Origin of the sequence: Clostridium oryzae (assembly GCF_002029235.1) — a bacterium.
Classification (GTDB): Bacteria; Bacillota; Clostridia; order Clostridiales; family Clostridiaceae; genus Clostridium_AE; species Clostridium_AE oryzae.
Map to the genome: position 1 here is coordinate 25,503 of NZ_MZGV01000026.1, position 13,793 is coordinate 39,295.

Annotated in this window: 7 protein-coding genes; all 7 read left to right on the forward strand. The window is 32.5% G+C overall.

The window, feature by feature from the left end:
• The gene (locus CLORY_RS12560; RefSeq protein ID WP_079424944.1) at positions 1-4,089 is read left to right on the forward strand and encodes a TIGR02680 family protein; all 4,089 of its coding nucleotides are present in this window, start codon (positions 1-3) and stop codon (positions 4,087-4,089) included.
• A 4-nt stretch (positions 4,090-4,093) separates the two neighbouring features.
• Entirely contained in the window at positions 4,094-5,392 is a 1,299-nt protein-coding gene (locus CLORY_RS12565; RefSeq protein ID WP_169911618.1) for a TIGR02679 domain-containing protein, read from the forward strand.
• Between the two features lie 46 nt (positions 5,393-5,438).
• On the forward strand, positions 5,439-6,533 hold the full coding sequence (locus CLORY_RS12570) for an iron-containing alcohol dehydrogenase family protein (RefSeq protein WP_079424949.1): 1,095 nt from the start codon (positions 5,439-5,441) through the stop codon (positions 6,531-6,533).
• 30 nt (positions 6,534-6,563) lie between these two features.
• Positions 6,564-7,325: a YhfC family intramembrane metalloprotease gene (locus tag CLORY_RS12575; protein ID WP_079424951.1), complete on the forward strand. Its 762-nt coding sequence runs from the start codon at positions 6,564-6,566 to the stop codon at positions 7,323-7,325.
• Positions 7,326-7,587: 262 nt separating this feature from the next.
• A complete protein-coding gene (locus CLORY_RS12580; RefSeq protein ID WP_079424953.1) occupies positions 7,588-8,577 on the forward strand; it encodes a LacI family DNA-binding transcriptional regulator in 990 nt (329 codons plus the stop codon).
• Between the two features lie 182 nt (positions 8,578-8,759).
• Positions 8,760-11,222, forward strand: a complete 2,463-nt coding sequence (locus CLORY_RS12585; RefSeq protein WP_079424955.1) for a helix-turn-helix transcriptional regulator — start codon at positions 8,760-8,762, stop codon at positions 11,220-11,222.
• A 474-nt stretch (positions 11,223-11,696) separates the two neighbouring features.
• Positions 11,697-13,793, forward strand: a complete 2,097-nt coding sequence (locus CLORY_RS12590) for a bifunctional diguanylate cyclase/phosphodiesterase (RefSeq protein ID WP_169911619.1) — start codon at positions 11,697-11,699, stop codon at positions 13,791-13,793.

The following is a 13,793-nucleotide window of genomic DNA, read 5'->3' on the forward strand; positions in this document are numbered from 1 at the left end:
ATGGAGAATAATAAATGGATAATGAACAGGGCTGGTCTTGTTAACTTTTGGTATTATGATGAAGAAGAATTCAATTTTGCAGATGGAAAACTGCTGCTAAGAGGTTCAAATGGTTCAGGAAAATCTGTAACAATGCAGAGCTTTATTCCTCTTTTGCTGGATGGTAATAAGAATCCTGAAAGACTCGATCCTTTTGGTTCCAGAGCTAGAAAGATAGAAAATTATCTTTTGGGCGATGAGGACAGCGGAAAGGATGAATCTCTTGGATATTTATATATTGAATTCAAGAAGAAAGAGACGGAAAATTATATAACTATAGGAATGGGTTTTAGAGCTGTAAGGGGAAAATCCATCAAGTCCTGGGGCTTTGCTATAACTGATGGCAGAAGGGTAGGAAAGGATTTCTTTTTATATAAAAACGTTGGTGAAAAACTTCCGCTTACTATGAAGGAACTTGAAAATAGGATTGGCGGCGGTGGCCAGGTTAGAGAAGGCCAGAGAGATTATATGAAACTAGTGAATGATCTGCTATTCGGTTTTGATGATATAGACGAATATGACGAGCTAGTGAAGCTTTTAGTGCAGCTTAGAACTCCAAAGCTATCGAAGGAATTTAAGCCTACAGTTGTTTACGAGATAATGGAAAATTCACTGCAGCCACTTTCTGAGGATGATTTAAGACCTATGTCTGAGGCCATTGAAAATATGGATAACATCAAGAGCAGGCTAGAGCAGTTAAGTGAGAGCAAAAGGGCTGCTGAAAAGATAAGAGGAGCTTTCGATAAATACAATACCTTCATAATAAATAATAAAGCAAGATTGTTTTTAGAAAACAGCGATAAGGTTTTAAGCCTGAAGAAAGAAAAGCAGAGCTGTGAACAGGAGAAGCTGAGAGCAGAGGAAGCCTTTAATGAAGCTGAAGAGCAGCTAAAAAATTTAGATATTAGGCTTAAGACTACAGAAGAAAAAAAGAGAGAACTGGATAAGCATGACAGTGTAAGAATAAGAGAGAATATGGTCTCTTTGGAAGAGGATATAGTTGGCTTTAAGAAGGAAAAGGAAGATAAAAATAATCAACTCAAAAAGAAACGCCAAAGTGAAGTTGATATCGATGACAGCATAAAGCATGCTGAAGATAAAAAAGAAATAGTTATCCATAAGCTTCAGGAAAAAATAGAGGACATGGATGCAGCAGCTGATGATTTTAATTTTGATGAACAGGGTTTTTTAAAGGATGAACTGGCCAAAGATTACACAAAGGAGTACAGTTTTTCTTATGTTAAAGAAACTCTCAATAAATACACTAAGGCTATTGAAGCAGCTTTAAAAACGCTCGAAGAGGAAAGCAGAAAGAATAGGGAATATGATGTTGCTGTTTCGGAACTTGAAAAGAGTAAAATGCAGCGAGAGGAAAAAGAAAGAGTGCTAGAGCAGGCACAGTTATTATTAACAGAAACAAGAAGCGAGTATATAGAAAAGCTGTATGGCTGGAGGAAAGAAAATAAGGAATTGAGGCTTTCTGATGAAGCTATTGTAAAAGCTTCAAGGGAAGTGAACAGCTTCGATCACAGCAAGAGTTTTGAAGAGGTGCTTGTGCATGTAAGAAAAGAGTATAACGATTTTCAGGCAGCGCTGAGCGAAGAGCTGTATGCTGCTAAAGGAGAGAGAGCAGAAGTAATAAAGTCAGCGGAAGAAAAAAGAAAAGAGATAGCTGAGTGGAAAACTAAAAAAGATCCAGAACCAGTAAGAGAGGCTAAAGTCAACATTAATAGAGAAAGATTGTCTAAAGAAAATATTCCATTCCTTCCGTTTTATAAAGCTGTGGATTTTTGTGAGGGAATTTCAGAGGCTGTAAAGGGAAAAATTGAAGAGGCGCTTCTCGATATGGGGCTTTTGGATGCACTTATAATACCTGAAAGCTGTAGAAAGAGAGTTATCGCCTTAGATACGGAGGGTGCTGATAGATATTTATTTCCAGCTCCAAAATTTCTAATGCATGATCTTTCTGAAATATTAAAAGCTGAGTCTATAAAGGAATCCCAAATAACTGCGGAAGATATAGATAATGTTTTAAAGAGCATACTTATTGATGAAAGCAGTGACAGCGTCTATATAAATGAAAAAGGTGATTACAGTATAGGAATACTTAGGGGAAAGGTTACTAAGGATTATGTTCCAAAGTTTATTGGAACAGCTGCAAGGCAGAAATATAGAGAGGAGCAGATAAAAAAACTCTCAGAGGAATTAACTGCTATAGAAGAAAAAATCACAGCATGTGATGGAAAGATAGCAAAAATACAAAGCAGATTGGAAACTTTGAAACAGGAATTTACAAGCATACCTTCCCAAAAGGATATTATGGTTGCTGCTTCAGAAGTTAAAGAAGCACAGTTCAATTATGATATGAGCGGTAATGAGGTTACGAGCAAATCTGAGAAGGAAAGAAAGATATATGAAGAACTTAAAAAGTTAAAGGAGAGAGTACACGAGCTGACGCATAATCTACCCATGAAAGCAGATCTTGAAACCTATGAAGAGGCATTAGAGGCTGCCAGAGAGTACAAGGATTTGCTATATGAACTTGAGAAGCTGCAGCGTGATGCATTTCAAACTGCTGTAAACTTAAGTTCATTGCAGCAGCAAAAGGAGGATATACTAGAAGATATAGATAATCTGCTTTATGATATAAACATCATAGATAGAAAGCTTAGAGAAGCTGAAATAAATTTAGATAATTTAAAAAAGCAGCTATCAATATCAGATTATGAAACCATAAAGCAGGAGATTGACAATTGCATAAAACTGCTTAGGGAGATTCCTGACCTAAAAATTCAAACTGTAAGAAAAAGTGAAAATGAAAAGGCTAAATTAAATAGAAGCTTTGAAAATCTTCAGCGAGCTCAAAGTGAACTTGAGCATTTTGAAAAACTTTCGAATTATTATGGGGATATATTTAGAGAGGAATGTGAACTTGGGTATTCAGTGCAGCTGAAAGAAGAGAAAGATATTCTTAAAGTGGCTAAGAGAGTAATAAGAGAAGCTGATTTACAGGCTAAAAATAGCAAGGATAGAGAAGACTATGTCAACGTTCTATATCAGAGGTTTCAGGAAAATAATCAATATTTGAGAGAAAATAATGTAAGAATCGATAATATCTTTACTACAGGAGAAGACAGCGAAGATATAGATATAAGCAGAGCAGCAATCCACAGAAGAAGGCTTGATATAATAGCAAAGGTGAGAGGAAAAGAAGTTAGCTTCTACAAACTTATGAATTTTATCACAGAAGGTATAGAAGAAGGAGAAAAGCTTCTTAAGGAGAGTGATAGACAGCTATTTGAGGATATTCTTGTGAAAAATATAAGTAAGAAGATAAGAGCAAAGATTTTTCACAGTGAGAAATGGGTTAATAAGATGAATGAGCTTATGGAGGCTATGAATACTTCCAGTGGTCTTTCATTCAGTTTGAAATGGAGCAGCAAGAAGGCTGAGACAGAAGAACAGCTTGATACTAAGGAATTAGTGGAGTTATTGAAGCAGGATGGAAGCCTTATGAAGGAAGAGGACTTAAACAAACTTTCAGAACATTTTCGTTCAAAGATTGCTCAGGCTAGAAGAAGTATGGAGGATAAAGGTCAGAGCCAAACGTTCCACACAATAATGAAGGAGATTCTAGATTACAGGAAGTGGTTTGAGTTTAAGTTGTACTTTATAAAGACAGGGCAAAATAAAAAGGAACTTACTAATAATGCATTTTTTCAATTCTCCGGCGGTGAAAAGGCCATGGCGATGTATGTACCTCTTTTCTCAGCAGTTTTTGCAAGGTATGAAGGTGCCAGAAAAGATTGTCCGAGAATAATATCATTGGATGAAGCCTTTGCTGGTGTAGATGAAAAGAATATTTCAGATATGTTCAGGCTGCTTGGTGAATTGGGCCTTGACTATATAATTAACTCGCAGATATTATGGGGGGATTATTCTACGGTACCTGCCCTTGCAATCTGTGAGCTTATAAGACCTGATAATGCAGATTTTGTCACAGTAATAAGATATAACTGGAATGGAAAGGTTAAAAGCTTGGCGGTGTGAATTTATGGATGATAGATTAACTGAAGAATGTATAAAATATTTTAAAAACACTGCTGGTTTTAAAAGAACACTTGAGGGCATCAGAAAAAAATATAAGTCTTTAGGAAGCTTAGGCGGAACTGTAGTATTAAAAAATCTGAAAGAAGAGGAAAAGGAAGCCCTGACAGGGCTATTTAGAAAAGACTGCAGCGGGAAGGGCATATCTTTCAAAGTAGATAAATTTATTAATGCACTGCAGGAAACCAGATTTGAAGGAGTAGACTTTGAGAGGGTTTTACAAGGGTACTTTGGAGAAAAGCTTATTTCAAAAAAAGAAGAAAAATTTGAGTATGAACAGCAAAAAAATGCGTATTTTAACGAAATAGCTTCAGCTTTTCAACATACAAGAGCTGAAAAGTGGTTTAGATATGTTTTAGAAACAAAGGAAAGTGGTTATAGAATATTAAATCAGAAATATGATGAGGACAAAAGATCACTAAAGGATAATTTATATAAGGTGTGTCGGGCATATAATTACTTATCTTTTGATAAAGGCAAAGTTGTTAGACTGGCACTACTGTCTTCAATGATAACTAAAAATCCTCATAGTTTTGATATAAACACGGATAATGGAATTCTTCTTGTTTATGCTATTTGCTACAGCTTAAAGGAAAGATATCCAGCAAATGCTGAACAGCTAAATGAAGTTTTATACAGAGCAGGCATAATAAGAGACGAGGTTTCTAATTTCACACTGTGCAGCGGTCTTCTTGCGTACAGCGGTGGTGTTGAACATCCTGGCTGGAGAGGCTTCTATGATAGGGGGGAACCTCTTCAGGTATCAATTTGGAATTTAAGCAGCCTAGATCAAATAATAAGTCCCTTACGGAGAGTATATGTATTTGAGAATCCAACGGTTTTTAGTGAAGTGTTGTATAATTTTAAAGAAGATAAGATACCAATAATGTGTACATTTGGAAATTTTAAACTAGCTTCACTTATAGTACTTGACAAGCTTGTAGAATCAGGTTCGACTATATATTATTCCGGAGATTTTGATCCTGAGGGAATTATAATGGCAGATAAGATAAAGCAGAGATATGGAGGAAAAGCTGTATTGTGGAGGTACGGAGTAAAAGAGTATAATAAAATTATATCATCAGTGAGTTTAGCTGATTCTAGGCTCAAAAAACTTGATAATGTGAAAAGCTGTGAGCTTGAAAACATAGTTAATCTATTGAAGACTAAAAAGAAGGCAGCTTATCAGGAGCTGCTGGTTAACGAATATGTTAAAGATATAAATGATTTTATTAGAAAACAATAAAGTGAGCTCATGGTACAAATATTAGCAAAAGAAAGGTAGTGCTTTTATGAAATTTAATTATTATATGCCAGTACATATGCATTTTGAACAGGATGCTGTAAAAAAATATAAGGAAGAACTATTAAAAATCGGAACAAAAGCTTTGATAGTTACTGGGAAACATTCATCTAAAAAAAATGGCTCCCTAGATGATGTTATACAAGTTTTGAATGATGTTAAGATTGAGTATACAATTTTTGATAAAGTTGAGGAAAATCCATCTCTAGAGACAATTGAAAAAGCTGCAGCAATTGGACTTCAGAATAAAGTAGATTTTGTAATAGGTATAGGCGGAGGTTCTCCCATGGATGCTTCCAAGGCTATAGCTATATTTATTAAGAACCCTAATATTAATAAAGATAATGTGTTCTCTTCTGGAAAACTTACACACATTCCTGTAGTAGCAGTAGCTACAACTTCTGGTACAGGCTCTGAAGTGACACCTTACAGTATTGTTACAGTAAATGCACAAAAAACTAAAAAGAATCTTGGCCAGAAGGTATATCCAGAGATAGCTTTTCTGGATAGTAAATATACTTATGATTTGCCATACAATATAACAGTAAGTACTGCAGTAGATGCTTTTACTCATTTGGTTGAAGGATATTTAAATTCTAACAGTACAGTTATGACGGACATTTACGGTGAAAAAGGCTTTGAGCTTTTTGCTGAATGCTTTGATAATCTTATAAAAAAAGATTTAAATAAGGAATTTAGGGATAAAGTTATGTTTGCATCAGCTTTGGGGGGAATACAAATCTCACAAAATGGTACTTCCCTGCCTCATGGCATGGGCTATCCTTTAACTTATTTTAAAGGGCTTCCTCATGGCTTTGCAAATGGGGTACTTACAGTGGAATACTTAAAAACATTTAAAAACACAGAAAAGCTTAATAGGATGCTTTCTATTTTAAAATTGAAGGACTTAAGTGAATTAAAACAGATATTTGATAAACTGTTTACTGTGCATATAGATGTAACAGAAGAAGAGATAGTTGAATATTCTAAGGCTATTTTTTCAAATAAAGGAAAGCTTAAAAATCATCCTGAACAGCTTGAATATCAGGAAATAGAAAACATATATAGAAATAGTTTTAAATAATAAATTACATATACTTAAGGAGGAGTTTATATGATAAGCACAGCATCTATCGTAAATATGACGATATCAGGTATAATAATCATAGCTGTTATTACCGGTATAATTGTTTATCTGAATAAAAAAGAGGCTATAGATAAAAAACCAATTATATTTGGATTTATATGTTTTATATTATTTTCACAGATGCTTGAAAGATCTATAAATACTGTAGTAATTTCAGCAAATGTAATAAAAAATCAAGCTTTACTTCTTGTGTATGCTGTGCTTATGGCTGGCATCTTTGAAGAGGTAGGAAGGTTTGTTATCTACAAAAAATTCCTGACAAAATACAGACAATGGAAGGATGCTGTAGCTTTTGGAGTAGGCCATGGAGGTACAGAAGCTGTACTTATTGGTGTATTATCAGTAATAAACTATATTAATATATCTTTAATGATTAATTCTGGTGAATTTAATAAGCTGATAGGCAAAAGTATACCTGCAGATACAGCCAGTCAGATAAAGACGATGCTTATGGCACCATCTAGTACTTTCCTGGCAATAGGATTTGAAAGAGTATGTACATTAGCTATTCAGATAGCACTTTCTATACTAGTACTTTACTGTATTAATAATAAAAAAATACAGTATCTTTTTCTAGCTATATTTCTTCATGCACTCATTGATGTACCTGCAATGCTTTATCAGCTGAAAGTTATCACTAATTTATGGCTGGTAGAGATTATATTACTAATTCTTGCTGTAATAGCTTTTTTGTTCATAAAAAAATCAAAAAAATTATTTACTCCTTAGTAACAAAATATAAGAATTATACAAAGATTAAGAGTCAGGACATAGGAAATGTTGCGGCCGAAGAAGGCATAGAGTGAGTTTAGCAATTGTTATCGAATTTTATGTGAATTTCTATTAATATTTGGGCAGTGTTTGAAGCGTTAATCGAGTTTATCTCAATTAGGAATTTGCATAGAATTTGTGTTACAGGTGCTTAATGAACGTATCAGTCTTCGTAGTGCTGCAACATTTCTCTTTTTACTTTTTAGGAGGGTGTGTAACTATGGCTAATATAAAGGATGTTGCAAGGTATTGTGGCGTTTCAGCTATGACCGTATCGCGTGCACTTAATAATAGTAACGAGATATCTGAGGTTACGAGAAAGAGGATACTTGAAGCTTGTGAGGAGCTGGGATATAGGCGAAATTCTGCTGCAAAGAGTCTTATTACAAAGAAGACTAATATGATTGGACTTATTATTCCGGATATAACAAATCAGTATTATGCAGGAATTAGTAAGGGTGTAAGCACATATTTGGAGTTACATGGATATGGACTTATACTTTGTAACAGTGATAGAAAGAAGAACAATGAAAAAGGGTATCTGGATTTTCTTGCTGAAGGAAGGGTAGATGGAATAATAATACTTCCTGTAAGACCTGAAAAAAAAGATTATGAACAATTTGCTAAACATATTCCTATTGTTATGGCAGATAACTTTGCGGAAGGTCTGGATGTAAGTTTTATAGCTAGTAACAATTATGACGGTGGTACTAAGATAATTGAACATATGGTAAAACAAGGATATAAAAAAATTGGAATAATACTAGGAGATAAAAGTTCAACTGCGTCTAACAAAAGATTTAAGGCTTATATGGATGTATTAGAAAGAAATCATATACAGTATGACGAGAACATAGTGGTCAATACGAACGCCACATTTGATGACGGATTTAATACAGCAAAAAGGCTTATAGATAAGAAAGTGGATAGTATCTTTTGCATTAATGATACCGTTGCTATGGGAGTAATAAAATATTGCTATATGAATAAAATATACATTCCAAAAGAATTAGGCATTGCAGGTTATGATAATATCGAACAATCTGCGATGCTGCCGGTTCCCCTTACTACTGTTGATCAAGACAGCAGTCTAATGGGAAAAATGGCAGCGGAGGTATTGTTAAAAAGGGTTGAAAATCAACGCCCAACAAATGAAAAGATTATATTAGAGCCTAAACTTATAGTAAGAAAATCTTGTGGAGAATATTAAAGAGTTTAGAGAAACTTGAATTAATTTAGAAAGTATAGTAGTATTGTTTGTGAATTATTATGTAAACAATCTAATAAAATATATATATTGTAAATGAAAGTAAATAATCATTTTTTATGATTATATGTATAAATTTTCAATAGTAAATTCGTAATTAATCGATATACATCGAGGTGGAATTTGTGAATAATGAAAATTTTAATCCCAAGATACTAAATAGAAAGCGTATTGAAAATGAGCTGTCAGGAATGTTTGACGTTCCTATATTTTTTATATCAGCCTCTATGGGCTATGGAAAGACCACTGCAGTAAAAAGTTTTCTGGAGAAATGTAGAGAATTTTATACGATATGGTTTGATATAGGAAGTGAACCTAATGATGAAATATGGATATGGAATAAATTTTGCAATAGAATGAAGGTGACAGACCCACAGCTTAGTAAAAAGCTTAGACACTATGGAGTTCCTAAGGGCATTAAGAGAATTTATAAAGTAATAGAATTACTTCGGAGTGAAGTAACACATAAAACAGTAATAATAATTGATGATTGGGATGACAAAAAGGCTACTTACTTAAATAATTTTTTTAAGTCTTTAGCACTTAACTCTATACCTAATCTTCACATAGTTATCATAAGTCGTAATAGACCTGCACCGGAATATATAGAACTTGAATTAAAGCAGAAATGCATAATAATGCAGCAGGAAGCTTTAACATTTACACTTCAAGAAACTGTAGAGTTTTTTAATATAAACGGAATAGAACTTAACCCAGAAGATGAAAAAAAAGTATTTGAATACACAGGCGGGTGGGTATCAGCGACCTATCTATCTATGCTCCAATACTACAATGAACATAACTTTGAAGATATACCTAAAGCTACAGAACTTATTAAAACTGCTGTATATTCTAAATTTGATGAAATTACTAAAAAAACGCTTCAAAAATTGTCACTCATAGATGACTTTACTTTGGAAGAAGCTATATACATTACTGGTAATAGAAAGTGCAGTAAGGTGATTAAAGATCTCATATCTAATAATTGTTTTATTAAATATAACAATAAACTAAAGCTATATACATTACATTCTATTTTAAGGACTGCACTTAAGGAAGAACTTCTGACATCAGATATTGACATATATGAAATATATAACAATTGTGGTAATTGGTGTTATAAGAATAACGATGATATATCTGCAATTATCTATTACTATAAAGCTAAGAATTTTTCCCGTGTACTCGATCTAATAGAATACACTCATACGATTGCTCTTACTAATTTACGTCAAACAATTATTAACCCTGTTTTTGATCAACTTACGATGCAAGAAAAAATTAACAGACCAATAGCATATTTGACATACATATTTTTTTATATACTATATGAGAACGTCATAGATGGAAGAAAACTGTTATTTCATGCAAAGGAGATATATGAAGCTGATGATCAGTTAGTGAACAAAAGAGCTATATTAGGAGAAATTGCTTTTTTAGAAAGCTTGTTTATGTTTGATGATGTGAAAAAGATGACGGCTTATCATAAAAAGGCATATGAGCTATTAGATGGCGGAACTTCCAGGATAGCAAATAACAAAATGCCCGTTACATTTGGTTCACCGCATTTCCTATGCTTATATCATACAAAATGCGGACAACTAAAAGCTATGGTAGATTATTTTGTACAAGCATCTAAATATTTCATTCACATATCAAACGGTGGTGCTATGGGAGTAAACTATCTTATGAAGGCCGAATACTGTTTCGAAACTGGTGAATGTCAGAAAGGGAAAATATATGCTTATAAGGCTCTATATAAAGCAAATTCTAAAAAACAATCCAGTATTATGATATGTTCATTGTTTCTTTTAGTAAGGATTTGTATATATGATAATGATATTAGTGAGGCACAAAAAACATATAATGATTTAATTGATGAGTATGAGACAATGAATTTCCCAAGATGGCTTAATAGTATTGATTTTGCAAAGGCGTATATTAATGGAATTATGGGTAATCCTGCAGGCATACCTAATAATATAAATGATATTGAGGATTATGAATTTGAACAAATTCTCCCTATTATGACCACCAAGTATATAGCACAGGGAATGGCTATAATATGTCAAGGAAACTTTATTAAACTTGATATACATGCTGAAATAATGATTCAAGAACAAAAAAATAGTATATTTGGGTTAATCTATGCTTATATATTTAAAGCAATCTCTCAGTATAATACTCATAATGTTGAAAAAGGTAAAAAACTGTTACTGGAAGCTATAGATTTAGCAAGACAGGATCATATAGTAGCATGTTTTGCTGAGCTAGCACCTCATATAATATCAATGCTAAAGGAACTGCAAAATGTTGATGAATATGTGAAAGAAATACTTCCAGAGTGTATGAAATTTTGTAGACAATATAAAAAGAATACTGCTATGAATCACGAGATAGAATTAACACCAAGAGAAACTCAGGTTATGCAGCTTGTAGATAAAGGATACAAACAGACAGAAATATCTCAAATGTTAAATATTGCATTAATAACAGTAAAAAAGCATATTTCTTCAGTGTATTCAAAACTCCAAGTACAAAATAAAACAAAAGCTTTGAATATATTAAAAGAGAAGGGTGTAATCTAACTTTATAGAAGAAATGTCATAAATAATGTTTTTTCTATTTTTTTTCCTAAAATAGACTAAAGTATACTTTAGTATAATATACTTTTTATTTAATAACGTTATAATTTAGATATAGAATGATAAGCCGATTTCTTATATAAATTAAAATAATAATACTTACAAAAGAAAAGTTAAAGCTTATTTTATCTATTTTGGCATCTTTTCTCTAGATGCACTCTCTTATTCAACATTTATAGGTATGGGGTCTTGATTTGATAATCAAAACCCCATAAGTATTTTTTGAACTAAAAAGCATATATAGTTGAATTTATAACTATAATTTGATAAAATTTAATTAAATTAAAATTTTCGGGTATTTTATGACATATAATTTAATTTTTCAACATTATGAGCTGTTTTGTGAAAAAACGCTCTTTAAAATCTATTAACTTCAGAATATCTAGTACAAATTTTAATAAATTGGAGAATAAATTTATGAAATTATATAGAAGGGCGAAATCTTTTTTTTTGAAATTTATGATTAAATCGGAGAGTATAGATTATTATACTAATACTAAAGATAAGATAAATCCGTTTCTTGAGACCATAAAAATAACAGTTATTTATGGCATGCTGGCAATGCTCTGGATTTTTATTTCAGACGAGGTGCTAAGCAGAGTAGTGAAAGATGTTCATACATATAAATTAATTTCAATGTATAAAGGATGGTTTTATATTGTTATAAGTATGTTATTTTTATATGATGTTATGTTTAGAAGAATTCATTTATTTAAGTTAGCATTAGATAAAATATTTATGAACGTTCAGCAGCTGAACAAAAGCAACAAAGATTTGATTATGCTAGAAAAAAAGTTAAAAAAACAATTTTGTGAGATAGAGCAGCAAAGAGATGCACTGATAGAAAGAGATACTAGATATAAATTAGCAGTAGAAGGTGCTGAGTGCGGTATTTGGGATTGGGATATTATTAATGGTATAATGTACTTTTCTCCAAAATGGAAAAGCTATTTAGGATTTGAAGATTCTGAGGTAGATAACACATTCGAGGCTTGGCAGGATTTACTTTGCCCTGAGGATAGAGAGGAAGCTATCTCAGCACTAGAAAAATATTTGACATCAAAAGACGGAGTCTATGAAAATGTCTATAGAATGGTATGTAAAAATGGAGAATATAAATTCATATTAAGTAAAGGAAATGCTATTAGGGATAAGAATGGTAGAGCTATAAGAATTGCAGGTTCTCATACAGATATTACTCAGCAAAAGCGCATAGAAGACAAGCTAAATAGTTTTGCATATTATGATATGCTTACAGGTTTGCCAAATAGTTTTTTGTTTGAAGAAAAGGCAGATAATTTAATTAGAAATAATACACCATTTGCACTGCTTTATATTGATATAGATAATTTTAAGGATGTAAACGATACAGTGGGCCATTCATCAGCGAATATTCTTCTTAAGTCCATTTCCGAAAGTCTAAAGGAAGCCGTAGCTATGGAAGATTGTACAGAATTTGTTTATAGATTTAGCGGTGATGAATTTGGGGTTATCATACAAAATGTAAAAGACGAAAAGCAAATAGTAAGTAAGATTAATTGTATTTTTAAAGCTATAAGAAAATCATGGATTATTGAAAATCAGGAATATTTTATTTCTTGCAGCATAGGGGGGGCTATTTATCCATGCCATGGGAATAGTGTTTCTTTGTTACTTCAGAATTCGGGCGCTGCAATGTACTACGTTAAAAAGAAATCAAAAGATGGATATTGTTTTTATTCTAATAAAATATATGAACAAAATATAAAACAAATGAAGATGATAACTGATTTAAAAAGAGCAATTGAAAATCAGGAATTTATGCTGTACTATCAACCAATAATAAGCATATCAAGCGGTAAACTTACAGGCGTGGAGGCTTTGATAAGATGGAATCATCCTGAAAAAGGAATAATTTCACCGATGGAATTTATACCACTAGCTGAAGAAAGAGGATTAATATATGATATAGAGAAGTGGGCTTTGAGGACTGCTGTAATGCAAAAAAAATATTGGGAGCAGCAAGGTCATCAGAATATAAAAATGTCGGTTAATCTCTCTGGAAAAAGAGTTTCTAATAGCGAATTGATAAAAGAAGTTCAGCAGCTTGTTGCTGATACCAGTGTAAAATGTGATGAAATTCAGCTTGAAGTAACAGAAACAGCTGTTATGGAGGATATAGATGCGTCAATGGAAATTCTCAAAGAGATTAAAAAATTTGGTATTAAAATTGCATTAGATGATTTTGGAACGGGTTATTCCTCACTTACATATTTAAAAAAGCTGCCAATAGATGTAGTAAAATTGGACAGAAATTTTATCAAAAATATATCTAAAATCGGTGAAAATGAATTTATTGTAGAACATATAATTAAACTAACCCACGAATTGAAGCTAAAGATCGTTGCAGAGGGTATAGAAACGAAAGAACAACTGATATTTTTAAAGCAGAACAGCTGCGATTATGGACAAGGTTATTTATTCAGCAGACCTGTTACTAAGGAAGAAATTGAACAGTTACTTCTGATCAATTAA

Bases quoted from the DNA above. Each gene is read 5' to 3' on its own strand.
- CLORY_RS12560 (WP_079424944.1), top strand. From the start codon at position 1: ATGGAGAATAATAAATGGATAATGAACAGGGCTGGTCTTGTTAACTTT.
- CLORY_RS12565 (WP_169911618.1), top strand. From the start codon at position 4,094: ATGGATGATAGATTAACTGAAGAATGTATAAAATATTTTAAAAACACT.
- CLORY_RS12570 (WP_079424949.1), top strand. From the start codon at position 5,439: ATGAAATTTAATTATTATATGCCAGTACATATGCATTTTGAACAGGAT.
- CLORY_RS12575 (WP_079424951.1), top strand. From the start codon at position 6,564: ATGATAAGCACAGCATCTATCGTAAATATGACGATATCAGGTATAATA.
- CLORY_RS12580 (WP_079424953.1), top strand. From the start codon at position 7,588: ATGGCTAATATAAAGGATGTTGCAAGGTATTGTGGCGTTTCAGCTATG.
- CLORY_RS12590 (WP_169911619.1), top strand. From the start codon at position 11,697: ATGAAATTATATAGAAGGGCGAAATCTTTTTTTTTGAAATTTATGATT.